At 72.9% G+C, this 24,105-nt stretch carries 11 protein-coding genes; 4 read left to right on the top strand and 7 right to left on the bottom strand.

Annotated elements, in window-relative coordinates; all coding sequences use genetic code 11:
• Positions 1-11 precede the first annotated feature (11 nt).
• From AABA78_RS28815 to AABA78_RS28800, 4 genes are all read right to left on the bottom strand, one after another.
• On the bottom strand, positions 12-8,069 hold the full coding sequence (locus AABA78_RS28815) for a hybrid non-ribosomal peptide synthetase/type I polyketide synthase (RefSeq protein ID WP_338267862.1): 8,058 nt from the start codon (positions 8,067-8,069) through the stop codon (positions 12-14).
• Entirely contained in the window at positions 8,066-11,089 is a 3,024-nt protein-coding gene (locus tag AABA78_RS28810) for a type I polyketide synthase (RefSeq protein ID WP_338267861.1), read from the bottom strand. The genes AABA78_RS28815 and AABA78_RS28810 overlap by 4 nt, the downstream gene beginning before the upstream one ends.
• Positions 11,090-11,091: 2 nt before the next feature.
• Positions 11,092-16,608 carry an acyltransferase domain-containing protein gene (locus AABA78_RS28805; RefSeq protein WP_338267858.1) on the bottom strand — a complete coding sequence of 1,839 codons (5,517 nt, stop codon included), beginning with the start codon at positions 16,606-16,608 and terminating at the stop codon, positions 11,092-11,094.
• A gap of 245 nt (positions 16,609-16,853) precedes the next feature.
• Positions 16,854-17,420, bottom strand: coding sequence for a carboxymuconolactone decarboxylase family protein (locus AABA78_RS28800; protein ID WP_338267855.1), 567 nt, complete (start codon positions 17,418-17,420; stop codon positions 16,854-16,856).
• 283 nt (positions 17,421-17,703) lie between these two features.
• On the opposite strand from AABA78_RS28800, the gene AABA78_RS28795 reads away from it, so the two are divergent.
• The 3 genes from AABA78_RS28795 (at position 17,704) to AABA78_RS28785 (ending at position 19,449) form a co-directional block, all read left to right on the top strand.
• A complete protein-coding gene (locus tag AABA78_RS28795) occupies positions 17,704-18,255 on the top strand; it encodes a carboxymuconolactone decarboxylase family protein (protein WP_338267852.1) in 552 nt (183 codons plus the stop codon).
• Positions 18,252-18,728: a redoxin domain-containing protein gene (locus AABA78_RS28790; protein WP_171420428.1), complete on the top strand. Its 477-nt coding sequence runs from the start codon at positions 18,252-18,254 to the stop codon at positions 18,726-18,728. The genes AABA78_RS28795 and AABA78_RS28790 overlap by 4 nt, the downstream gene beginning before the upstream one ends.
• 79 nt (positions 18,729-18,807) lie before the next feature.
• On the top strand, positions 18,808-19,449 hold the full coding sequence (locus AABA78_RS28785) for an RNA polymerase sigma factor (protein WP_338267851.1): 642 nt from the start codon (positions 18,808-18,810) through the stop codon (positions 19,447-19,449).
• Between the two features lie 7 nt (positions 19,450-19,456).
• On the opposite strand, the gene AABA78_RS28780 is transcribed toward AABA78_RS28785, so the two are convergent.
• Both AABA78_RS28780 and AABA78_RS28775 read right to left on the bottom strand, forming a co-directional pair.
• Positions 19,457-20,479 carry an isopenicillin N synthase family dioxygenase gene (locus AABA78_RS28780; protein WP_338267849.1) on the bottom strand — a complete coding sequence of 341 codons (1,023 nt, stop codon included), beginning with the start codon at positions 20,477-20,479 and terminating at the stop codon, positions 19,457-19,459.
• A 55-nt stretch (positions 20,480-20,534) separates the two neighbouring features.
• A complete protein-coding gene (locus tag AABA78_RS28775) occupies positions 20,535-22,106 on the bottom strand; it encodes a VOC family protein (protein ID WP_338267846.1) in 1,572 nt (523 codons plus the stop codon).
• Positions 22,107-22,547: 441 nt separating this feature from the next.
• Between AABA78_RS28775 and AABA78_RS28770 the strand changes: the two genes are divergently transcribed.
• The gene (locus tag AABA78_RS28770) at positions 22,548-23,564 is read left to right on the top strand and encodes an oxidoreductase (protein WP_338267844.1); all 1,017 of its coding nucleotides are present in this window, start codon (positions 22,548-22,550) and stop codon (positions 23,562-23,564) included.
• A 1-nt stretch (position 23,565) separates the two neighbouring features.
• Here the strand turns inward: AABA78_RS28770 and AABA78_RS28765 are convergent, their stop codons facing one another.
• Positions 23,566-24,039 carry a GNAT family N-acetyltransferase gene (locus AABA78_RS28765; RefSeq protein ID WP_338267843.1) on the bottom strand — a complete coding sequence of 158 codons (474 nt, stop codon included), beginning with the start codon at positions 24,037-24,039 and terminating at the stop codon, positions 23,566-23,568.
• Between the last annotated feature and the right edge of the window lie 66 nt (positions 24,040-24,105).

Below are 24,105 nucleotides of genomic sequence, written 5' to 3'. Positions count from 1 at the left end.
GCAGCCCCGGCTCAGGCGCGCAGGGCGGACGACAGCGAGCCCACGAGCGCGTCGAGCCCGTGGCTGAACAGGGTGTAGTGGTTGCCTTCCAGCTCCACGAGCTGGCCGCCCGAGGTGAGCCCCAGCCACGCCTCCGCGTTCTGCCGCGAGGCTCCTCCGGGCTGTGCGCCCCGGCAGAACCAGACGCGGCCGGCGTAGGGGCGGGCCTGGTACGCGGTGAGGGCGCGCATGTTCGCCTTGAACACCTCCGCGTGCGCCCCCAGCGTCGCGCGGTCGAGCTCCGGAGCGATGGCCTCCTGCGCCCGCAGGTCCTCCACCACGCGCTCCAGCACGGCGTCCGCGGGCAGGGCCCGCAGCGCGCCGGCGTCCACCGAGACGCGGCGGGCCGACAGCGCGCCCAGGTCCTCGGCGAAGCGCGCCATCAGCGCCGCCTCGTCCATGGCGTCCCCGCCCTGCCCCGCCGGCGGGACGAGCACGTCGATGAGCGCGAGCGTGGAGACGGTGTCTCCCGCCGCCTGGAGCTGGCGTGCCATCTCGTAGGCGACGACGCCGCCCATGGACCAGCCGCCCAGGTGGTACGGGCCGCGCGGCTGCACGTCGCGCAGCGCCTCCAGGTACGCCGCGGCCATGGCCTCGATGGACCGGGGCGGCGCGCCGGGCGGCACCTGGAGCCCGAAGACGGGCTGATCCGCCCCCAGCTTGCGCGCCAGCTCCGCGTAGCAGAGGACGCTGCCTCCCACCGGGTGCACCAGGAAGAGCGGCGGCCGCGTGCCCGAGGGCTGGATGGGCACCAGCGCGCCCCGCCCCTCGCGCCGCGGCGTCTCCGGCCCCTCCAGGGACGCGGCGAGCAGCGCGATGGTGGGCATCTCGAAGAGGGTCGCCAGCGGCAGCTCCCGGCCCAGCTCCTGGCGCAGCCGCGCCATCAGCCGCACCGCGAGCAGCGAGTTGCCGCCCACCTCGAAGAAGTTGTCGTGGACGCCCACGGGGCCCGGCAGGAGCCCTTCCCAGAGGCCGGCCAGCGTCTTCTCCAGTTCGGTGCGCGGCGGCACCCGGACGCCGGTCTGCTTCTGCGGCTGCGTGCCCTCCAGGGCCGGCAGCGCGCCGCGGTCCACCTTCCCGTTCGCGCTGAGCGGCAGCGAGTCCAGCGTCACGAAGGTCTGCGGCACCATGTACTCCGGCAGCTTCGTGCGCAGCGCCTCGCGCAGGGCGTCCAGCGCCGGGGGCGCCTCCGCGTCCAGCACCACGTAGGCCACGAGCCGCTTGTTGCCCCGCTTCTCACCCACCGCGGACGCGACGGCGGCGCGCACGCCCGGGTGCTGGAGCAGCGCGTTTTCAATCTCGCCCAGCTCGATGCGGAAGCCCTGGACCTTGACCTGGAAGTCCTCGCGGCCCAGGAACTCGATGTCGCCGGACGGCAGGAAGCGGCCCAGGTCGCCCGTGCGGTACAGCCGCTCGCCCGTCAGCGGGTGGCGGATGAAGCTGGCGCGGGTCTTCTCCTCGTCCTTCCAGTAGCCGCGCGCGACGCCCACGCCGCCGATGAAGATCTGCCCCGGCACCCAGGTGGGGCACGGCATCAGCGCGTCGTCGAGCACCAGCATCTGCTGGTTCAGCAGCGCCTTGCCGTAGGGGATGCTGGGCCAGGCCGGGTCCACGTCGCCAATGGGGTACACGATGGACCAGATGGCCGCCTCGGTGGCGCCGCCCATGCTGTAGACGGCGGCGTTCGGGGCCACGGCGCGGATGCGCTCCGGCAGCGACACCGGGATCCAGTCGCCGCTCATCATCACCGTCCGCAGCTGGGGCCACGTCTCGCCCAGGCCCGCCAGGTGGTCGGTCATCATCTCCATCAGCGCGGGGACGCTGTTCCACACCGTCACGCGGTGCTCGCGCACCAGCTGGAGCCAGCGGCCGGGCTCGCGCAGCTCCCCGGGCTCCGGGATGACCAGCGCGCCGCCCGCGGCCAGCAGGCCGAAGACGTCCCACACCGACAGGTCGAAGTTCATCGCCGACAGCGCGAAGCCCCGGCTGTCCGCGTCCACGCCGTAGCGCGTGTTGACGTCCAGCAGCGTGTTGAGCGCCGCCCGGTGTTCAATCATCACGCCCTTGGGGTGCCCCGTGGAGCCGGACGTGTAGATGACGTACGCCAGGTCCTCCGGACGCTGCGCCGCAGGCAGCGCGTCCGCCGGGGGACGCTGCGCCTCCGGCCCGTCGATGGCCAGCACCGCGCCGGGGTCCACGCCCGACAGGTCCAGCTTGAGCCAGGACTGGGTGAGCACCTGCTTCGTCCCCGTGTTCTCCAGGAGGTAGCGCAGGCGCGCCGGAGGCAGGTGCGCGTCGATGGGCACGTACGCGGCGCCGGACTTGAGCACGCCGAGCGCGGCGACGACCTGCTCCCAGCCCTTCTCCATCACCAGGGCCACGAGCGCGTTGGGCTTCGCCCCCTGCTCGCGCAGCCAGTGCGCGACGCGGTTGGAGGCAGCGTCCAGCTCCCCGTAGGTGAGCGTGCGGCGCGAGGTGATGACCGCGGGCCGGTCTGGCTGGAGCGCCGCGGCCCTCACGAACGGCTCGTGCATCAGGCCCCGCGCCACGGGCGCGGCCGTCGCGTTGGCCTGTCGACGGGCGTCCAGCTGCTCCGCGGGCAGCAGCAGCCGCGTGCGCTCCGTCCAGGCGGCGGGCTCCGCCGCCAGCCGCGTCACCAGGCCCGAGTAGGCCTCGAACATCGCGTCGATCATCCCCGCCGGGAACAGCTCCTCCACCACGTCCCAGTTGAGGACCAGCCCGCCGCCGTCCTCCACCACCTGGTGATCCAGGAACACCTGGGGCGTGCGGATGCTGCTGTGGATCTCCTCGCCGCCCGTGCCCATGGTGAGCAGGTGCTGCGCGAGGCCCGCTGGAGCGGCGTCACCTTCGCGCGAGTGGAAGTTGATGGTGCTCGCGTAGACCACGGGCATGCGGGCGCGCCGCATGTCGCCGTCGCGCCGGTTGAGCTCCCGCAGCACGCGCACGCCGCTGAACGACGCGTGGTCCAGGTCGTTCCACAGCTGCTGCTGAAGCCGCTGGGCCCGCGAAGAGAGCGACTCCCCGCGCTCCACCTGCACCTCCAGCAGCGTGGTGGCGCTGAAGTTGCCGAGCACCCGGTCCACGTGCGGGTGCAGCGGCACGCGGTTGAAGAACAGCACGTTGAGCGTGAAGGCGCGGCTGCGGCCCCAGGTGGCCAGCACCTCCGCGTAGGCCGCGCACATCACCATGGAGGGCGTGACGCCCGCCTCGCGCGCCAGCTCCTTGAAGCGCGCCCACTGCGCCTTGGGCAGCCGGAACGAGCGGTGCGTGAAGCGCGGCAGCTCCAGCGTGCCCGGGTGGCGGGCCATGGGGAGCTCCGGCGCGGGCGGCAGCTTGGGGACGCGCTCGCGCCAGTACTTCTCCGCGGCGGCGTACGCGGGGCCTGCCTCCAGCGCCTGCACGCCCAGCACGTAGTCCCGGAAGGTGATGTCGATGGGCCGCAGCGCCCCGGCGCCCTCGCGGTACACGGCGGACCATTCCTTGAAGAGCAGCGACGTGCTCCACGCGTCCACCACCAGGGCGTCAAAGCCCAGGTGCAGCCGCGTGCGCTCGCCATCCAGGCGCGTGGCCCGGACGTCGAACAGCGGGAAGCGGTCCGTCTGGAAGACCTGGGTGGCCATCTCCGTGCGCAGGGCCGCGAGCGCGCGCTCCACCTGGCCAGCGTCCTGCCCCCGCAGGTCCACCGTGCGGATGACGAACGAGGGCACCGTGGGCAGCACGCGCTGCTGGCCGTCCGGCGTCACCACCGCGCGCAGCATGTCGTGGCGCTGGATGATGACGTCCAGGCTGGAGCCCAGCCGCTCCAGGTCCACGCCCAGCAGGTCCACCTCCAGGAAGAAGTAGGTGGACACGCCGCCCAGCTCGAAGGAGCGCGTGCGGCCCAGCAGGTACGCCTGCTGGAGGTCCGTCATGCCGAAGGGCTGGTGGCGCCCTTCCCCGTCGTGCACCAACACCTCCACCGGGGCTGCTTCCGCGCTCGCGGTCCGCGCGGGCTCCGCGGCGCCGTTCGCGGGAGGGGCCTCCAGCGAGAGCTGCCCGAGGATCTCCGTGCACAGCGCCTTGAGGCTCGCGCCGGCCAGCAGTCCGCCGAGCGACAGCGCCACGTTCAGCTCGTTGGCGACGGCGCTCTTGAGCTCCAGCGCCATCAGCGAGTCGAAGCCCGCGTGCGCGAGCGGCGCGTCCACGTCCACGTCCGAAGCGGAGGCGCGGAGGATGACGGCGACCTGGGCGCGCAGCCACTCCACGAGCCGGGGCGTGCGCTCCGCCACCTGCAGGCGCGCGAGCACGTCCCGCAGGCCCGACGAAGCGGGGCGGGCGGCGCTCGCCGACGGCGTGACTTCCGCGCGCGTCACCTTCTGGAGCGCCTGGACCGTCGTGCGCTTGAGCAGCGCCCCTTCGGCGCGCAGGAAGACGCGGCCCTGCGCGTCCGCCACGTCCACGTCCGCGACGATCGTCGTGTCCCCGTCCTTCCAGGGCCGCAGCCGCACGTGCGCCCGGGTCGCGGTCGCCGGCGTGGCGGGACCGACGACGAAGCGCGCGACCTCGACGATCATGTAGATGGCGTCCTCGGGCACGTCGCCCGGCAGGCACGCGAAGACCGCCTGGAAGAGCGCGTCCACCAGGCCCGGGTGGACGCGGTAGCCCTCCGCCTCCTTCGCGTCAGGCGCCCGCATCGTCGCGAGCGCCTCGCCCTCGCGGAAGCGGACCTGCTCAATCCAGCGCGCCGAGTGCCCGAGCACCAGCTGGCGCTTCTCCATGCGCGCGTAGAACTCCGCGCCGTCCAGCGTCTGCCCGCAGCGCGCGAGGATGGCGTCCGCGGACTCCAGGTCCTTCTCCTCGCGGGCCTCCGCGAGCCGTCCCTCCACGTGCACCGACCACGCGCTGGAGTCCTCCGAAGCGCCCGGCGGCAGGCTGTGGAGCGCGAAGCTCCGCTCGCCCTTCCCGTCCACGGGCTCCACCACCAGCTGCGCGACGCGCGTCTCCTCGTCGTCCATGAGGAGCCCGCGCCGCACCGACAGGCCCTCCACGCGGCAGGCGCCTGCTCCCGGCGTCAGCGCGTGCCAGGACTGGAGCGCGGCCTCCAGGAAGACGCCCACGTTCACCACCCGCATCCCGCCCATCCGGCAGTCCGCCAGACACGGGTGCTGGGCCGCGTCGTACCGCACGCGGAACTGGGCCGAGGGCAGCGGCGACGGCAGCCGGTGGCCCAGCAGCGTCGTGGAACCCGCCTCGACCTCCTGCGCGGAGGCCGGGGACCGGGCCGCGGCACCGGGCGCGGGGGCGGCGTACCAGTAGCGCTTCCGGTCGAAGGTGTACGTCGGCAGCGGGACCCGGCGCGGCGCCAGGCCCGCGTGCAGGTGGTCCCAGTCCAGGTCGGCGCCGCGCGTGTACAGGGCGCCCGCGCTCTCCAGCATGGAGCGCTGGGGAGCCAGCCCCTTGCGCATGGAGGGCAGGAAGGCGCGGTCCCCCGCGGGCGCGTAGCGCTTCACCATGCCGATGAGGTGCGGCGCGGGGCCGACCTCCACGAAGGTGTCGAAGCCGTTCTCGAACAGCCACTCCATGCTGGCCTGGAAGCGCACGGCCTCGCGGGCGTGGTCGCGGAGGTAGCGCGGCCCCAGCGTGCTGGCGTCCACGGGCCGGCCGGTCAGGTTGGAGATGAGCGGGATGGACGGCTCCTGGAACGTGAGCCCTGACGCGGCCTGCTCCAGCGCGTCCAGCATCGGGTCCAGCAGCGGCGAGTGGAACGCCTGCGAGACGTTGATGCGCTTGTGCTTGTGGCCCTGCGCCGTCAGCGCCTGGAGCACCTGCTCCACGGCGTCCGCCTGGCCGGAGATGACGATGTTGTCCGGCGCGTTCACCGCGGCCACGGACACGCAGGCGGCCTTGCCCTCCAGCGCCGAGCGCACCTGGGCCTCGCTGGCGAAGACGGATGCCATCGCGCCCGCCGCCGGGAGCGCCTGCATGAGCGCGCCGCGCACGGCGAGCAGCGACACGGCCGCCTCGGGCTCGAAGACGCCCGCGACGCAGGCCGCGACGTACTCACCCACGCTGTGGCCCAGCACCGCGGCAGGGACGACGCCCCAGCTCTTCCAGAGCATGGCGAGCGCGTACTCCACGGAGAAGAGCGCGGCCTGGGTGTAGCGGGTCTGATCCAGCAGGCCCGCCGTGAAGCCCTCCCCGCGCAAGAGCGTGAGCAGCGGCACGTCCCAGTGGGCCTTCAGCGCCTCCGCGCAGCGGTCCAGCGCCTGCCGGAACACCGGCTGCGAGGCGTGCAGCTCCACCGCCATGCCCGGGAACTGGCTGCCCTGGCCGGTGAAGAGGAAGGCCACCTTCGGCGCCTGCCCCACCTGCGCGCGTCCCAGGGACGCCCCCGCGGGCAGCTCACCCGCCGCGATGGCGGACAGCGCGTGCTGGAGCGACTCCAGGTCGTCCGCGGGCAGCGCCACGCGCTCCGCGAACCGGGCCCGGCCGGTGTTCACGCTGAAGCACACGTCCTCCAGCAGCAGGTCGCGATGCGTCGCCAGGTGCGACGCGTGCCGTCCCGCCAGCCGCGCCAGCACCGCGGGGCTTCGCGCGGACAGCGTGAAGAGCTGCGTGCCGGGCTCGAAGGCCCGCGCCGGGCGGACCACGGCCGGGGCCTCCTCCACCACCAGGTGGGCGTTGGTGCCGCTCGCGCCGAACGAGCTCACGCCCGCGATGCGCGGACGCTCCGCGCGCGGCCAGGCCTCCGGCCGGGTGGAGATGGCCACCGGCAGCGTGTCCAGGTCGATCTCGGGGTTCAGCTCCCGGAACTGCACCTGGGGCGGCAGCTCCTCGTTCTGGAGCGCGAGGATGACCTTCATGAGGCCCGCGGCCCCCGCCGCCGGCTCCAGGTGCCCGATGTTGGCCTTGATGGACCCGATGTGGATGCGGTCCCCTTCCGCCCGTCCCTCGCCCAGCGCCGCACCCAGCGCGCGGACCTCTATCGGGTCGCCGAGCGGCGTCCCCGTGCCGTGCGTCTCCACGTAGCTGACGCGGTCCGCCCCCACGCGCGCGGCCTTGAGCGCGCCGCGGATGACGTCCTGCTGGGCGGCGGGGTTGGGCACCGTGAGGCCGCCGCTGCGACCGTCCTGGTTGACGCACGAGCCCCGAATGAGCGCGTGGATGTGGTCCTTCGCCGCCACCGCGTCCGACAGGCGCTTGAGCACGAAGACGACGCAGCCCTCGCCCCGGGTGTAGCCGTTGGCGTTCCGGTCGAACGTCTTGCAGTAGCCGTCCGGCGACAGCATGCCCGCGCGCGACAGCACCACGAACCACTCCGGCGACAGCAGCACGTTCACGCCGCCCGCCAGTGCTAGCGAACACTCCCCCGCGCGCAGGCTTTGACATGCCTGGTGCAGGGCGACGGCGGAAGAGGAACAGGCCGTGTCCACGGACAGGCTGGGACCGCGCAGGCCCAGCCAGTACGACAGGCGCCCGGCCGCGAACGTGGACGCGTTGCTGGTGAGGCAGTAGGCGTCCAGCTGATCAATGGGCGTCTCCTGCATCAGCTTCTGGCAGTAGTCGTAGTTGGTGATGCCCACGAACACGCCGGCCATGCTCCCCTCGAGCTTGTCGAAGGGCTGCGCGGCGTTCTCCAGGGCCTCCCAGCTCACCTCCAGGAACAGGCGCTGCTGGGGATCCAACGTCGCGGCCTCGCGCGGGGAGATGCCGAACACGCCCGCGTCGAACCGGTCCACCTGCTCCAGGAACCCGCCCTTGAAGGGCTGTCCCTCCGGGGTCGCCGCGGCGCCGCGCTCGGCGGGGAACGCGCGGATGCCGTCGCCCCCGGAGCGCAGGAAGCGCCACAGCGAGGCGGGGTCGTCGTTGCCGCCCGGCAGGCGGCAGGACATGCCCACCACGGCGATGGGCTCGGAGCGCTGGGACTCGACGGCGTCGAGCTTCCCGCGGAACTCACGGATGCGCTCCAGGGCGCGCTGGAGCAGTTCGTCGCGGTTGGACGCTTCGGTGGAAACCGGCGGGGTGCTCATGACAGGTCCTTGCTGGAGATGGAGGAGGTCTCTTCGAGTTCCCGGGCCAGGAGGTCGGCGATGCTGTCGGTGCCGCCTCCCGTCACCGGGGCCAGGCCCTGGGACGCCAGGGGCTGCGGCTCACGCGGCGGGGTGGGAGGCGCCGGGGGCGGCGTGAGGAACGTGCCCAGCTGCCGGGACAGCCGCTCCACGGTGGGGTTCTCGAAGATGACGGTGACGGCGAACTTGCGCCCCAGCTGCTGCTCCAGCCGGTTGCGCAGCTGTCCGGCCATCACGGAGTCCATGCCCATCTGGAAGAAGCCGCCCTTGGGGTCCAGCCGCGCGGCGTCGAACTTCAGGATGCGCGCCACCTCCGCGTGCACCAGGCTCCGCAGCTTCGTGGTCCGCTCGCGCTCCGGCAGTGCCCCCCAGCCGGTCAGCTGCGCCGAAGCCGGGGCTCGGGCCTCCGCGGGGCGACGGCCGGGCTCGGGGGGCGTGTCACGCACCTCCGTGCGGGGCAGCTCCATGCTGGTGGAGCGCACCGACGCGAGCACCGTGACGGGCCGCTCCTTGAACCAGAAGGACTCGCGCTCGAAGGGATAGGTCGGCAGGCGGAGGAAGTGGTGGTGGGGCGCCAGCAGCCGCTCCAGCCGCAGGCCCAGCCCCGCCGCGTGGAGCGCCGCCGCGGACATCAGCAGGACGCCCAGCGCGTCCTGGTTCCCCCGGAGGCTGGACACCGCCAGCACGTCCGGCAGCTCCAGGCGCGCGGCGGCTTCCGCCACCGGCACGGCGAGCACCGGCTCCGCGCCCAGCTCCACGAAGAGCAGGTGGCCCGCGTGCAGCGCTTCCTCGATGGCCGGCGCCACCGGCCCGGGCCGGCGCAGGCACTTCGCCCAGGCCCCGGCGCCCAGGGACTCGCCGTCCAGCACCGTCCCATCCGCCGAGTAGAGCGGCACCACCGTGGGCCGAGGCGTCAGCCCCGCCAGCGCCGCGCCCAGCGCTCCGGCGGCCGCGTCTCCCTTCGCCAGCAGGCGCGCGCACTCGCGGGCGACGCGCGCGGCGTCCTCCAGCGACAGCGCGCCCGCGACGTGGGCCGCGGCGATCTCCCCCACCCCCTGCCCGAGCACCGCGCCCGGCTCCACGCCCCACGAGCGCCACAGCTCGGCGAGCGCCACCTGCACGGCGAAGTGCTCCCCCACCCCGCCCACGTCCTGCCCCGGCTGGAGCGCGCCGCGACAACGCTCCAGGGCCTGGGCGAACACCGGACAGTCGCGGCCCAGCGCCGCGAGCCCTGCCCCGGACAGCCGGGGCTCCGAGGGGAAGAGGAACACCGGACGCCCCGGCCTTCCGGCGGTGCCCGAAGCAGCCCCCGGGGGCAGGACGCCCTGCTGGAGCGCGCGCAGCTGCTGGACGGCCTCCTCGCGGGAGCGGACGACGAGCCCCACCCGGTGGTCGTGGTGCGTCCTGCGCAGCGCGGCCGTGGCGCAGACGTCCTCCAGCGACTCCTGCTGGCCGGGGCCGCTCGTCAGGTGGTCCACCAGCCGCCGGGCCACGTTCGACAGCGCCGTGCGGCCGCGGGCGGACAGGACCAGCAGGTGCGCGCGCTCCGCGTAGGCGACGGCCGGGAGCGAGGCCACCCCGGGCCGCGCGGACTCCAGGGTGCCCAGCACGACGTGCGCGTTGGTGCCGCCCGCGCCGAACGAGCTGACCGCGCCGTACCGGCGCTCCGCGGGGTCCGTCCACGGCGTGGACTCCGTGGGCACGTAGAGCCGCGAGCCGTCCAGCGAGATGTGCGGGTTGAGCGCCTGGAAGTGCAGGTTCGCCGGGATGACGCCGTGCTTGAGCGACAGCGCGACCTTGAGGATGCCGACGATGCCGGCGCCCGCCTCCAGGTGCCCGATGTTCGTCTTGATGGAGCCGAGCGCGCAGGGCCGCCGCTCGCCCTCCGCGTCGCCGTAGATTTCGCGGAGGGCCTCCACCTCGATGGGGTCGCCCAGGGAGGTGCCCGTCCCGTGCGCCTCGACGAGCCCCACCTCCGCGCCGGTGAGCCGCGCGCGCTCCAGCGCCTTGCGGATGACGGCGCGCTGGGCCCCGCCGTTGGGCGCGGTGAGGCCGTTGCTGAGCCCGTCCTGGTTGACGGCCGAGCCGTGGATGACGGCCCACACCGGGTCCCCGGCCGCGAGCGCGTCCGACAGGCGCTTGAGCACCACGACGCCGCAGCCCTCGCCGCGCACGTAGCCATCCGCGCGCGCGTCGAACGTCTTGCAGCGCCCATCCGGCGCCAGCGGCAGGCCCTTGGAGTGCGCCACCGACACCACGGGCGACAGCAGCAGGTTGAGCCCGCCCGCGATGGCGGTGGAGCTCTCTCCGTGGCGCAGGCTCTGGCAGGCCTGGTGGACCGCCACCAGCGACGACGAGCAGGCCGTGTCGAAGGCCATGCTCGGCCCGCGCAGGTCCAGCAGGTACGAGAGCCGGTTGGGGATGATGCAGTTCGTGCCGCCCACCAGCGAATACGTGCCCAGCACCTGCGGCTCGGAGAGCTGGAGCTGGAGGTAGTCGTTCCCGTTGGCGCCCACGAAGACGCCGGTGTCGGTGCCCGCGAGCGCCTTCGCGCTCAGCCCCGCGTCCTCCAGCGCGTGCCACGCCACCTCCAGGAAGAGGCGCTGCTGCGGATCCATCTGCTCCGCTTCACGGGGCGAGATGCCGAAGAAGTACGGGTCGAAGCGGTCGGGCGCGTCCAGGAACGCGCCGTAGCGCATGTGCATCCGCCCCGGCGCGGCCACGTCCGGGTCGTAGTAGCGCGACAGGTCCCAGCGGTCCGCGGGCACCTCGCTGACGGCGTCCACCTTGCCGCGCAGCATCTTCCAGAGGGACTCCGGGGTCTCCCCGCCCCCCGGGATGCGGCACCCCAGGCCGATGATGGCGATGGGCTCCCGGCCCCGGGACTCCAGGGCCTCGTACCGGGCCCGGAGGTCCTTCAGCGCGTCGAGGCTGCGCTTGAGCAGCGTGGGGTCATTCGCGGTGGGCAGTGGGGCCGTCATGGTCAGGACTCCTTGATGAGCTGATGGACCTGGGCGAGCTCGGCCTCCAAGAGCCGCTCGAGCTCCAGGTCGGAAGGCAGTGACACGTCGGCGGGCACGGCGGGCGCGACGGGCGCGACGGGCGCGGGCGGGACGGCGCGCGCCGGTGCGGGCCGAGACGCGGGCGCGGGCGCGGACGGGGCCTGGCTCAGGACGAACCCCGTCAGCGCCTCCACCGTGGGATGGTTCCAGAGCGCGGTGGCGGACAGCCGGATGCCGGTTCGCGCCTCGATGCGGTTGCGCAGCTCCAGCGACATGACGGAGTCCATGCCCAGCGTGCGCAGCGGCTGGTCCATGGGGACCCGCGCCGGGGCCAGCTTGAGCACCGTGGCCACCACCTGCCGCAGCTCGTCCTCGGCGCGGGACCGCCGCCGCGAGGGCTCCAGCGCGCCCAGCTCGTCGAACAACGTCCGGGCCGCGAGCGTGGCCGGGCGGGCCTCGTCGCTCCGGGGGACGGCGGGGCGCGCCACGTCGAGCACGCGGACCTTCAACCCGTCGACGTGGAACAGGGGCTCGCCCGCGTCGGTGAACGCCACCACGTCCACCAGGAACACCGGGCCCTCGCCGACGGGTCGGCGCCGCGCGTGGACGTGGAAGGCCCCCTCCGGGAGGCGGTGGAGCACGAACCCGTCCACCCCCACGCTGATGAGCTGCCGTCCCCGGAACACGAGGCTGGGCGGCAGCGTGGCGATGGAGAGCTGGAGCGCGGAGTCGATGCAGGCCACCTGGGCCAGCTCCGGGTCCACGGACGCCGCGGGCGCAAGGACGCGCCCCAGCGCCTGCGCCTCGCGGGACCAGACGCAGTCCACGCCACGGAAGGCGGCGCGGTACTCCAGCCCGCAGCCCGCCAGCAGCTCGTAGTACCGCACGGAGTCCAGCAGCATCGCCGCGGAGCCGCGCAGCGAGTCCCGAAGCGCCAGCGCCTCCTGCGCCCGCTCCCGGCCCACCGCCGCCGCTGGCCCCGCGTCCACCAGGGCCCGCGCGTGGGGCACCCAGGTGCGGCCCTCGCCCTGGGAGAACACCTGGAGCTCGCGCTGCGCGTCGCGCACGGAGAGCACGGTCTGCACGCGCGGCGCGGGCCCGGAGCCCAGCACCAGCGGCTGCGGGAAGGCGATGTCCCTCAGCGCCACGGGCGCTGTCCCCAGCGCCTCCTTCGCGGCGCGCAGGGCCATGGACAGGAAGACGGCGCCGGGGACCACGGCGTCGCCGGCCACGCGGTGGTCGGCGAGGAAGCCGGACACGTCCGCGCCCCACTCGGCCTGCCAGTGGTGCAGCCGCGGCTCCATGGCGGACGGGAAGTGGCTGCCCAGGAGCCCCTCGCCGCTCGGACGGCTGGCGGCGACGGGCGCACGGACCGCGGACGCCGGCTCCAGCCAGAAGCGCTCGCGCTGCCACGGGTAGGTGGGCAGGGGCACCCCGGGGCGCCCCGCGCGGGTGAGGGCGCTCCAGCCAGGCTCCAGCCCCCGCGTGTAGAGCGCCGCCACGGAGCGCAGCAGCGTCTCGCGCTCGGACTCGTTGCGCCGCAGCGACGGCAGCACCTCGCCCGGCTGGCCCACGTCCGCCAGCTCCTGCTCCACGGCGGGCAGCAGGATGGGATGCGGGCTCATCTCGATGAAGACGTCATGTCCCGCCTCGCGCGCGCGCCGGACCGCCGAGGCGAAGAGGACGGGGTCGCGCAGGTTGCGCACCCAGTAGCTCGCGTCGAAGTCGCGGCCGTCCGTCACCGCGTCCAGCACCGTGGAGTGGATGGGCACCGCCGACGGCGAGGGCTGGACCTCCGCCAGCACCTCCAGCAGCTCGCTCTTCAGCGCGTCCATCTGCGGGCTGTGGGAGGCGACGTCCACCTTGACCCAGCGCCAGAAGACGCCGCGGGCCTGGAGCGCCTGGGAGATGACCTCCAGCGCCTGAGGCTGGCCCGACAGCACGGTGGAGCGGGAGCTGTTGCTCACGGCCACGGCGACGTGCGCCTCGTGGCCGCGCAGGACCTCCCGGGCCTCGTCCAGCGTGAGCTCCGCGGCGAGCATGGCGCCCTGCCCGCTCACCCGGCGCAGCAGCTGGCTGCGGCGGCAGATGATCCGCGCGGCGTCCGCCAGGCCCAGCGCGCCCGCGACATACGCCGCGGCGACCTCGCCCATGCTGTGGCCGATGACCGCCTTCGGCTGCACGCCCCAGGAGCGCCAGAGCGCGGCCAGCGCCGCCTCCACGGCGAAGAGCACCGGCTGCACCACGTCCACCCGGGCCATCCGGGACGCGGACTCGGACGCCTCCAGCTCCTCCAGCACGGACCAGCCGGTGAGCGCGTGGATGGCGGCGTCGCACCGCCCGAGCTCCGCGCGGAAGGCCGGCTCCTCGCGCAGGAGCTGCCGGGCCATGCCGTGCCACTGCGAGCCCTGCCCCGGGAAGACGAACACCACCGAGGGCGCCTTCGCGAGCGCCGGGGTCACCAGCCGCTCATGGGGCTCGCCCCGGGCGTACGCGTCCAGCGCCTGGGCCAGGTCCTCCCCGCCGCGCGCGACCACCGCCAGCCGCTCCGCATGGTGCGTGCGGCGCAGCGCGGCCGTGGCGGCGACGTCCTCCACCCGCGTCCAGGGCGCCTGGCGAAGCGTCCCGGCCACGCGCGCCGCCAGCTCCCGGAGCGCCTGCGGGGTGTGGGCGGACAGCGGCACCAGCGCGTCGCGGGCGGCGAGGGGGGCCGCCCCCGCGCATCCCAGGCGGAACAGCGTGGCGCGCGCCTCGTAGAGGGCCAGCCGCTCGTCCTCGTCCCGCGTGGTGGACGGCAGGACGACAGGGGGCGGCTGCCGGCCCTCGGCGGCCTGCTGCAGGGCGCCCACCAGCACGGGGTGCGGGCTGAGCTCCACCAGCGCGTCCACGCCGTCGGCCACCAGCGACGCGAGCACCGGGGCGAGCCACACCGGCGTGCGCAGGTTCTGGCCGAAGTAGCGCCCGTCCACCTCCGGCCCCTCCATCCGCCGCCGCAGGGCGGTGGAGATCATGGGCAGGCGCGCGGGCTTCGGACGCAGCCCGGCGAGCACCGTCTCCAGCTCCGGGAGGATCTCGTCGATCTGCGGGCTGTGCGCGGCGACGTTCACGCGGATCCGCGCGCACAGCTCCTTGCGGCGCTTGAGCTCCGCGAGCAGCGCGTCGAGCGCGGCCGGGTCGCCCGACAGCACGGTGGACCGGGGGCCGTTGTGGCCGGCCAGCACCACCGCCCCGCCCGTGGCCTCCAGCAACCCCGTCAGCGCCTCGGGCGGCAGGTTGACCACGGCCATGCCGCCCCTGTCCGCCAGCAGCTTCTGCAGGCGGCTGTAGTGGTGGATGACGAGCGCCGCATCCTCCAGGTCGAGGATGCCCGCGATGTGCGCGGCGGCGATCTCCCCCAGGCTGTGCCCCACGACGACGTCCGGGGTGATGCCCCAGGCGCGCCACTGCTCCGCCAGGGCCACCTGGAACGCGAAGAGCAGCGGCTGCACCACGTCCACGTCGTCGTAGCGGGCGGTGCCCTCCGGCTTGAACAGCTCCTCCCGGAGCGACTGTCCCGAGTGGACCGCCAGCGCCGCGTCCACGCGCTCGAAGGCCGCGCGGAAGGCGTCCTCCGTGAGCAGCATGCGCCGGCCCATGCCCACCCACTGGCCGCCCTGCGGAGCGCAGACGAAGGCCACCTTCGGAGCCCGGCCGGACGCCGTCCCCAGCGTCACCGTCCCCGCCGCGCCGTCCAGGAACCCGCGAAGGCGCGACTCCAGCTCACCCCGGGTGCGCACGCACGCGGTGAGCCGCTCCGGGCCGGAGGCCTCCGGCGCCAGCGCCGCGTGGAGCGCGTCGAGCGGCATCCCGGTCCGCAGGGCGTCGAGCGCACGGCGGGCCTCGGCCTTCAGGCCCTCGGCTCCGGACGCCGCCAGCCCCACCCAGGCGAGCCGCGACGCAGGGGCCTCCTGGAGCACGACGTGGGCGTTGGTGCCGCCCCAGCCGAACGCGCTGACGCCCGCCACCGCCGGCCCGTCCGGCACCGGCCACGCGCGCGTCTCCCGCGAGACCTCCAGGCGCAGCGCCTCGAAGGGGATGAGCGGGTTGGGCCGCGTGAAGTGGAGGCTGGGCACCACCGTGCGCTGCTCGACGCACAGGCAGGCCTTGAGGAAGCCCGCGATGCCCGCGGCCCCCTCCAGGTGGCCGATGTTGGTCTTCACCGAGCCGATGACCAGCGGCGGGCCCTCCCCGCGCGCCTTCGCGAACACGGCCCCGAGCGCCCCCGCTTCGATGGGGTCTCCCAGCGCCGTCCCCGTACCGTGCGTCTCCACGTAGCCCACCGCGCCCGGCGCCACGCCCGAGCGCGCGTGGACCTGCCGCAGCAGCTTCTCCTGGGCCTCCGGGTTGGGCGCCGTGAGGCCGTTGCTCGGCCCGTCGTTGTTGCTGCCCGTGGCGCGGATGACGCAGCGGACGGTGTCGCCCGCGGCGAGCGCGGCGGAGAGCGGCTTGAGGACCACCACGCCCCCGCCCTCCCCGCGTCCGAAGCCGTCCGCGCTCGCGTCGAACGCCTTGCACGCGCCGTCCGGCGACAGGCCACCGAAGCGGGACAGCGCCACCATCGTGTGCGGCGAGGCCATCACGCTGACGCCGCCGACGATGGCGGTGGTGCTCTCCCCCGCCCACAGGCTCTGGCAGGCCAGGTGGACCGCCACCAGCGACGACGAGCACGCCGTGTCGATGACGAGGCTGGGCCCCTGGAGGCCCAGCACGTACGACAGCCGGTTGGCGATCATGTTGAGCGCCTGCCCCGTGGCCGTGTGCGGCGTGATGCGCCCCGGCTCCGCTCCGCCCAGCTCCGCGTAGTCCCGCCAGATGGCGCCCACGAACACGCCCGTCGCCGTCGCGTGCAGCTCCCGCGGGACGATGCCCGCGTCCTCGAGCGCCTCCCACGCCAGCTCCAGGAACAGGCGCTGCTGCGGATCCATCTCCGCCGCCTCGCGCGGGGAGATGCCGAAGAACAGCGGATCAAACCCCGCGATGTCCGGCAGGAACCCGGCGCGGCGCGGCACCGGCACGCCCTGCCCACCGCCATCCGCCTGCTGCAGGCGCCCATCCGTCCAGCGCCCGGCGGGGACCTCCGACACCGCGTCGCGCCCGGTGCGAAGCAGCTCCCAGAACGCGCTGAGGTCCGGCGCGCCGGGAAGGCGGCAGGCCATGCCCACCACCGCGATGGGCTCGTCGCGGGCCACGGAAGGGCCGGCGGGCTCCACGGCGGCCGGGGCGTCCACGTCCCCCGTGGCCAGGTGCCGCAGGAGCGCGTCCACGCTGGAGTGACGCCAGAAGACCGTGGGGGAGAGCTCCCGTCCCGCCAGCTCCGACAGCGCCCGTCCGAGCGCCACCGCGCCCAGCGAGTCGAGCCCGTAGTGGCTGAAGGGCCGGCGCGCGTCGATCTGCTCCGGCGACAGGCCGTTGCGGCGCGCCAACGCCTCCAGCAGGTGGAGCCTGATCGCGGACAGCACGGACGCTTCCGTCACAGGAGCAGAGTTCGTCGGCGCACCCAAGGCAATTCCCCCTGACAGCCCTTCCCCAAGGGCCTGGTTTCCACATCAGCGCAAGGCAGACCCCGCCCGCGCTTGAAGCCACTCAAGACACGACAAGACCGTCACCGCGAACGCGGACTCGCGCGCCAGCACGCAAGGGCCTGGGCGCGAAGCATCAGATGTCTGGGAGGAAGCCCTGGGGCCAGCCCCAGGGCCCCCGCGAACTACGCCTGGCGCGCCGCCGCCCCGGACGGGCGGGTCCACGCGAATTCCTTCAGCGCCGGCTCCAGTTCCACGCCGCCCAGGTGGTTTGCGTAGTTCACCAGCACCTGCTGGGAGAGGGCCAGGAGGACGTCGAGCGCGTTGGCGCTCGTGAAGCCCTGGGCCGTGAACCGGCTCCAGAGGTCGTCTCCCACGTACCCCTTCTCACGGACCACCGTCCGGGTGAACTCCGCGAGCACCTCCAGCCGAGGATCCGGCAGCGTCGTCCCCGCCCGGAGCGCGGCCACGAGCGCATCCGGGACCTGGAGCTTGCGACAGAGGTAGCTGTGGAAGGCCATGCAGTACGAACAGTCGTTCTCCCAGCCGATGGTCATGATGACCACCTCGCGCTCCACGGCGCCCAGCGAGGACTGGGCCAGCAGCGGACCCATCTGCGCGAAGCCCTGCGTCGCGCTGGGCGACTCCGCGATGAGCCCCAGCAGGTTCGAACGGAAACCCGCGGCCTTCTCCACCGCGGCCAGCACCGGACGGGACTGCTCCGGAGCGCTCTCAATCGTATGAATCCTCAATCGCCCCAAGATTCACCCTCCCCAACTGGAATGTTCAATTCAATTGACAATGCCACCTCGAAAAATGCGTTTCAACAAATAGTTTCATCCCTCTCAAATTTCCCCTTGCGAACACCGGGCGGCATTTACCGGCATTTATGTATGATTAATGCCATTTAAATCCACAGCAAATACGGGCACTTGAGAATCACCAGGAAGATTCTGCGGGTCCGGCGTAACGCCGGCCAGGGGTCGCGACCTTAATGACTGGCAAGCCGCAATCATGCGGCCTCAGGAGTTCTCAATGTCCCGTCTGAACCTTGTCGACGCTTCGCACGCCACGCTCAAACCCATCAAGGAGAAGCTGGGCGCCAACCTGCCTCCGCCGGTCCGGGTGCTGGCCAATTCGCCCGCGGCGATGAGCGCCTTCTTCGCGCTGCACGGGACGCTGGGCCAGGGGCAGCTGACGCCGCGCATCCGGGAGCAGATCGCCCTGGCCGTGGGCAACGCGCAGGGCTGCCGCTACTGCGTGTCGCACCACACGCAGCTGGGCCGCAAGACGGGCCTGTCCGACCAGGAGCTGGACCAGGCGCGTTCGGGCAAGGCGCCGGATGCCAAGGTGGAAGCGGCGCTCCAGTTCTCCCGGCAGATCGCCGCGCGCCGCGGGGCGGTGACGGACGCGGAGCTGGCGGCGGTGCGCGCCGCGGGCTGGAACGACGGCGACGTGGTGGAGATCCTGGCGCAGGTCGTCGCCACCACCTTCGGCAACTACCTCAACCACCTGGCCCAGACGGAGATCGACATCCCGCCCGTGGACCTGGTGCCTTCAGCGGTCATCGACGGAATCCACGCGTGACCGCGACCTTCGAGCCCGGGGCCCGCTTTCCAGACCTGGAGCTGCGGGACGGCACGGGCAGGCCCACGCGGCTGGGCGAGGCCATGGGCGGCGAGGCGGCGGTGGTGTTCTTCCTGCGCAACGCCGCTTGTCCGGTGTGCCGCAACCACTTGAAGACGCTGGCGAAGCGCCAGGGCGACATCGAGGCGAACCGGGCGAAGGTCATCTCGGTCGTCCCGGATGGGCCTGAAGAGGCGCGGGAGCTGGAGACGTGGCTGGGGCTGCCGGTGCCGGTGCTCACCAGCGCCACGGGGTCGCACGCGGAAGCGGGCCTGGAGCCTCGGTTCTGGGGCAAGCTTCAGCCGAGCGGCACCGTGCTGCTGGCCCCCTCCCGGGAGGTCGTCTACGGGAGGCAGTCCGCCCTCCCGCCGCTGGGCTTCAACGAGAAGGAGCTGATGACCGCGCTCGCGCGTGGGGCACATCGCCCGGATTAGCCGACGACGCGTGTCATCCTGCGTCATCCACCTTCCCTCTTCGGCGGCCTTCGCCGAAGGGGGTTAGGATGGCGCAGCCATGGCTGATGACATCCCCCCGGACTCCAACACCGAGCGCGCCGCGTTCCTCTCCTGGATCACCCTGCTCGTCCACCAGCACCGCGCACGCCTGGTGACGATCGCGAGGCGCCGGGGATTGCCGCCCGAGGACGCGCTCGACTGCGTCCAGGATGCCTTCGTCACGTTCCTGCGGATGCCGGAGGCCACGACGCTGTCCGTCCGCTCCAGCGAGGTGGAGCGCCTGCTGTCGACGCTGGTGACCCACGCCGCGCTGAACCAGCGGCGCAAGCTGGCGCGCCGGGCACTGCCGACCGAGTTCGACCTGCCCGAAGTGGCCGCCGACCTGCCTTCCGCGGACACGCTGGTGGCGGAGGCGGAGGCGCGGGTGAGCCTGGTGCGCTGTGTCGAGCAGCTCTCGCAGATGCAGCAGGCGGTCATCCGCCTCCGGCTGCTGGACGAGTGTCCGGGCGAGGAGGTCTCCACGCTGCTTGAGGTGTCGCCGGAGAACGTCCGCATCCTGCTGTTCCGCGCGCGCCAGCGCCTGCGGGAGTGCCTGGTGCTGGCCATGCAGGCCCCGGGGCCGTCGCACCTGGCCGCCACGGAGACCGCGCCGCGCTCCCTGCAGGGCGCCGTCGAGGACCGGCGGCCGCGGCACTCCTGAGCGGGCGCTACAGCACTTCCGCGCGCAGGTCGGGGAACACCTTCCCCACCTTGCCGAGCAGGTAGTCCCCATACGTGCCCCGGAAGGCGTGCACGCTCTGCCGGTCCCAGCGCTCCGCGTGGTCGTCCGCGCCCGCGTCCTTCAACGCGGGTGAGTCAATGGCGCGCACCTCCGCCGTCCAGTCCGGATCGAAGAAGAACGGCAGGGACAGCCGGTCGCGGCCCGCGCGGTTGAGCACCCGGTGCGGCGTGGAGCGGTACGCGCCGCGCGTCATCCGGTCGAGCATGTCGCCGATGTTGCACACGAACGCGTTCTCCACCGGTGGCGCGTCCACCCAGCGCGTGTCCCCGTCCTGGCGCGTCTTCACCTGGAGCCCGCCCGCGTCGTCCTGCTTGAGGATGGTGAGCACGCCGTAGTCGGTGTGCTCGCCCACGCCCCACACCGGCAGCCCGTCCGCGTCCGCCTCCGGGCCCGGCGGGTAGTTGAAGATGCGGAACAGCACCGTCGGATCCGCCATGTACCGCGTGGCGAAGAAGTCCGCCTCCAGGTCCAGGCTGAGCGCGATGCCGGACATCAACGCGTGCCCCAGCGACGTCAGCGCCGACATGTACTCCAGCACCGCGCCCCTCAGCCCCTCCGGCTCCCGGGGGAACAGGTTCGGCCCGTGCAGCGGCGTGCCGGCGCGCACGCGCGGGTCGTCTGGCTGCAACTCCGTGCCGAAGTACAGCCCCTCCTTGCGATCCGGCCGGCCCGACGTGAGCTCCCCGCCCACCGGGAAGTAGCCCCGCCACGCCCGCCCCCCGAGCGCCATGCGTACCCGCTGCTTCTCCTCCTCCGACCGCAAGAAGAAGTCCCGAGCGAGCGCCTCCAGCCGCGACTGGAGCTCCACGCCCACGCCATGGCCCACGACGTAGAAGAAGCCGGTGTGGCGACATGCCGCGCCCATGCGGGCGGCGACCTCCCTGCGGGCCTGGGGGCTCGACGAAGCGTCGACGAGGGCTCGGACATCGATGAGGGGCACGGTGTCCATGGCGGACTCCAGGAGCGCCTGACCCCAGTGGGCAAGGTCGCGTGCGAGGAACGCTTTAGCGGAGCTGCTCAGCCAGCGCGACGATGATGCCCGCTGGGCCGCGGACGTAACAGAGCCGATAGCTGTCCTCGTATTGCGCCAGCTCGCCAATGGGCTCCGCGCCATGGGCGCGCAGGCGGGCAACGACGTCCTCGAGGTCTTCAACGGCGAACATGATGCGACGGAGGCCCAACGTGTTCGCCGGTGCGTTGTTCGGCTCAGCGCTGGCCGCCGTCGGCCCGTGGAACTTCGTCAGCTCAAGTCGGCCGTGGCCATCCGGAGTCCGCATCATCGCGATGTCGGCTCGGACGCCGTCGAGCCCGACGACGCGGTCAACCCAACGTCCCTCGACTGGCGCCTCGCCCTCCAGTTCCAGCCCCAGTTCGACGAAGAACGCGATAGCAGCCGCGAGGTCGTCGACAACAATGCCGACGTGGTCCATCCGCCGAAGCGTCATGTCGAGGAGTTCTCCAACGATGGTGGCCGAACTGAGCGGGTCGTGTCCCGGTCGGGGATGAGGGCTCTGTGAGCCACGAGGCAGCCCGCCATCCTCATACTGCATCACGAGGGAGCTGGTGGGTGGTGGTTCGGACAGGTTTCCCAGGGCCGCACTCATCACGTCCCCTCCGGTGCTCGCCTCATCGGAACTGCAGGGGACGGGTTCGGAGACGGTTGGAAACAGCAGCGCCCCGCTGTCGGGCTCCATGAGGTGGGCCTGCTCACGGGGACAAGGTGTCCCCCCGTGTGCCTCAGCGTCATCATTTGCCTGCGCGAGACAGCGAAGGCCCCGCGCCTCAACGCTGAGACGTTCATCGTTCGCATCGACCTGCGCGGCAGCTGACGCGGCGACGCCGAGCACGTCCTCCTGGGTGCGGTCGTCCTCGGGAGACTCATTCTTCTGGGGCACAGGGGCGAAGTCGTTCAGCACGCGCTCGTCGCACGCCTTCAGCAACGCCGGCAGTTGGTGCTGAAGCGCCTGCATGTCGCGGTCTTGCAGGGCGTTCTTCGCGCAGATGGCCCATTCGCGCAGCGGCTCACCGCCCATGAAGGGCAGCAACCGGGCCGCAATGCTCCTGAAGGCCCGTTGCAGCGACTGGATGAGGAGCAGGTGCCCGGGACGTGCAGCTACCTGGGCCGCCAGCCGCAGCAATTGGAATTCCAATTGCGCGCAACGCTCCCCAGGATGCCAGCGCGCCTCGTCCCAGAGCTGGAAGCAGGTGTCTTCCAACGGCCCCAGGTCCATGATGGAGGCATTCGCGCAGCAGTCGACCAGGAGCTCCACCAGCACCTGCCGCTTGAGGCTGAAGAAGCCGTCCAGGAGCCGACGACCCTCCTCGGAGGGCTCGCCATGCAGCGCCAGACCCAGGTTCTCCAGCGTCAGCGATTCGTCCAGCGCCACCGCTTGCGCCTGACGACCGGGGTGCTGCACCACCAGGCCTCGTGCCGCCAGCCGCCGCAGGGCCTCGCGAACCGTGCCCCGGCTCACCCCATACCAGCGAGCCAGCATCCGCTCCGAGGCCAACCGCCCGTTCCTCGGCAGCCGCCCCAGCGAAATGTCCCGCTCAAGCTGCTCTTCCACGTACGCCACGAGCCCTACCCGCACCATCGCCGCCGCCCTTCTCGCCAATGCTTCGCCCATCCAACCAGAGGGGTCTGACATGGACGCGTGGGCAATCCACCCGCATCCCCTGCTGGGACAGGGCCGGCCTCGGGGCCGAAGTGGCGCGAACTGGTCCGACTGTCGGACCAGTTGGCGGACATCGCTCCCGGCGGGGCGCCTCTGCCCATGGCCCCGCCTTGGCTTCCGCTCAAGCCCACCGTGCCGGCCCACCACTGCGCTCCACGAGGGGCGCGGCTTCGAGGAGCGCTTCGGGTCGCAGCATGCGTGACCGACTGCTGTCGGCCTGTCGGTCGCGGCGGTGTCGGGAAGGCGGCAGGGACAGGGCCTCATGGCTGTCCGCACCGGGGCCACTTCCCGCTACCCTCCCGGCCCATGACCTCCGCTCGCGTCCCTGGCTCCCCGTTGCGGGTGGGCCTGCTTGGCTATGGCCTGTCCGGCTCGCGCTTCCATGGGCCCCTCATCGCCGCGGAGCCCGCGTTCACCCTGGCCGCCGTGGCTTCGAGCCGCGCGGAGGCCGTGGCTCGCGACTGGCCGGGCGTGCGCACCGGCACCGTGGAGTCACTGCTGGCGGATCCGGACCTGGATGTGCTCGTGGTGTGCACGCCCAATGACCTGCATGCGTCGCTCGCGGAACGGGCGCTGCGCGCGGGCAAGCACGTGGTGGTGGAGAAGCCCTTCGCGCTGGACGCGGACGAAGCGCTTCGGTTGGACGCGCTCGCGAAGGAGCGGGGGCTGTGCCTCACCGTGTTCCATAACCGGCGCTGGGACGGCGACTTCCTCACCGTACGCCAGTTGCTGAAGCAGGGACGGCTGGGGACGCTCTACAGCGTGGAAAGCCACTTCGACCGCTTCCGGCCCCAGGTCAAGGCGCGCTGGAAGGAACAGGACGTGGCCGGGGGTGGCACGCTGTGGGACCTGGGCTCGCACCTCGTTGATCAGGCCGTACAGCTCTTCGGCCTGCCGGAGTCCGTGGCCGCGGACCTGGGCCGGCAGCGTCCGGGGGCGCAGGGCACGGACTGGTTCCACCTGGTGCTGCGCTTCGGCACGCTGCGCGTGGTGCTGCACTCCGGCTCCGTGGTGCACGACCCGTGGCCCCGCTTCGTGTTGCAGGGGGACCGGGATGCGTACGTGAAGTCCGCGCTGGATCCGCAAGAGGGCCAGCTCGAAGCCGGCCTGCGTCCCGGCCATCCGGACTTCGGCCGCGAACCCGTGGAGCGCCATGGCCGGTTGCTGGCCTCGGGAGAAACCGTCGCCACCGTGCCCGGTGACTACGGCCAGTTCTACCAGCAACTCGGCGCCGCCATCCTCCACGGCGCGCCGGTGCCCGTGACGGCCCTGAGCGCGAGCGAGACGGTGCGCGTCATCCAGGCCGCGCTCCAGAGCGACCGGGAGGGCCGCCGCATCACCGTGCCCCCTCGGGGCTGAGTCAGAGCACCTTCTCCAGCACCAGGAACGTGGGCGACGTGTAGCCCGCGTGCGTGCCGTGGGAATGGAAGCCGTAGCCCTGGCGCGCATACCACGCATGGTGCGACGTGAGCGCGAGCCGGACCGACAGTCGCACGCGCGTGTGGCCCAGTTCGCGCGCTCGGGACTCCACCGCCTGCATGAGGCGCAGCGACACACCCTGCCCCCGATACGACGGCAGCACCGCGAGCCGGTCCAGGTACAGGTGGTCCGCCTTCGGATGGAAGAACACGCAGCCGAAGAGGACGCCGTCCGCCTCCGCGACGAAGGCGCCGCCGTCCGAAAGCTCGCGCCTCACCACGGCCTCCGTCTTGCCGTGCGCGCTGGAGGGCGGATCCAGGTGGCCCCGATATTCCTCGAAGGCGTCGCGCAGGACCTGCGTGAGCCGCGCGGCGTCGGTGCTCACGGCTTCGCGGATCAGGGAGGACTCGGGCATTCCCGAAGTCTAGTGGAAACATCAGGCGCGGGCGTTCCAACTCCACGGTGAAACACCGCTGAGACA

Source organism: Corallococcus caeni (assembly GCF_036245865.1).
GTDB classification, from domain to species: Bacteria; Myxococcota; Myxococcia; order Myxococcales; family Myxococcaceae; genus Corallococcus; species Corallococcus caeni.
Note: the sequence above shows the minus strand (reverse complement) of the source record. Positions and strands in the feature narration are given on the sequence as shown.

Bases quoted from the DNA above. Each gene is read 5' to 3' on its own strand.
- AABA78_RS28780 (WP_338267849.1), bottom strand. From the start codon at position 20,479: ATGGACACCGTGCCCCTCATCGATGTCCGAGCCCTCGTCGACGCTTCG.
- AABA78_RS28765 (WP_338267843.1), bottom strand. From the start codon at position 24,039: ATGCCCGAGTCCTCCCTGATCCGCGAAGCCGTGAGCACCGACGCCGCG.
- AABA78_RS28810 (WP_338267861.1), bottom strand. From the start codon at position 11,089: ATGACGGCCCCACTGCCCACCGCGAATGACCCCACGCTGCTCAAGCGC.
- AABA78_RS28795 (WP_338267852.1), top strand. From the start codon at position 17,704: ATGTCCCGTCTGAACCTTGTCGACGCTTCGCACGCCACGCTCAAACCC.
- AABA78_RS28785 (WP_338267851.1), top strand. From the start codon at position 18,808: ATGGCTGATGACATCCCCCCGGACTCCAACACCGAGCGCGCCGCGTTC.
- AABA78_RS28815 (WP_338267862.1), bottom strand. From the start codon at position 8,069: ATGAGCACCCCGCCGGTTTCCACCGAAGCGTCCAACCGCGACGAACTG.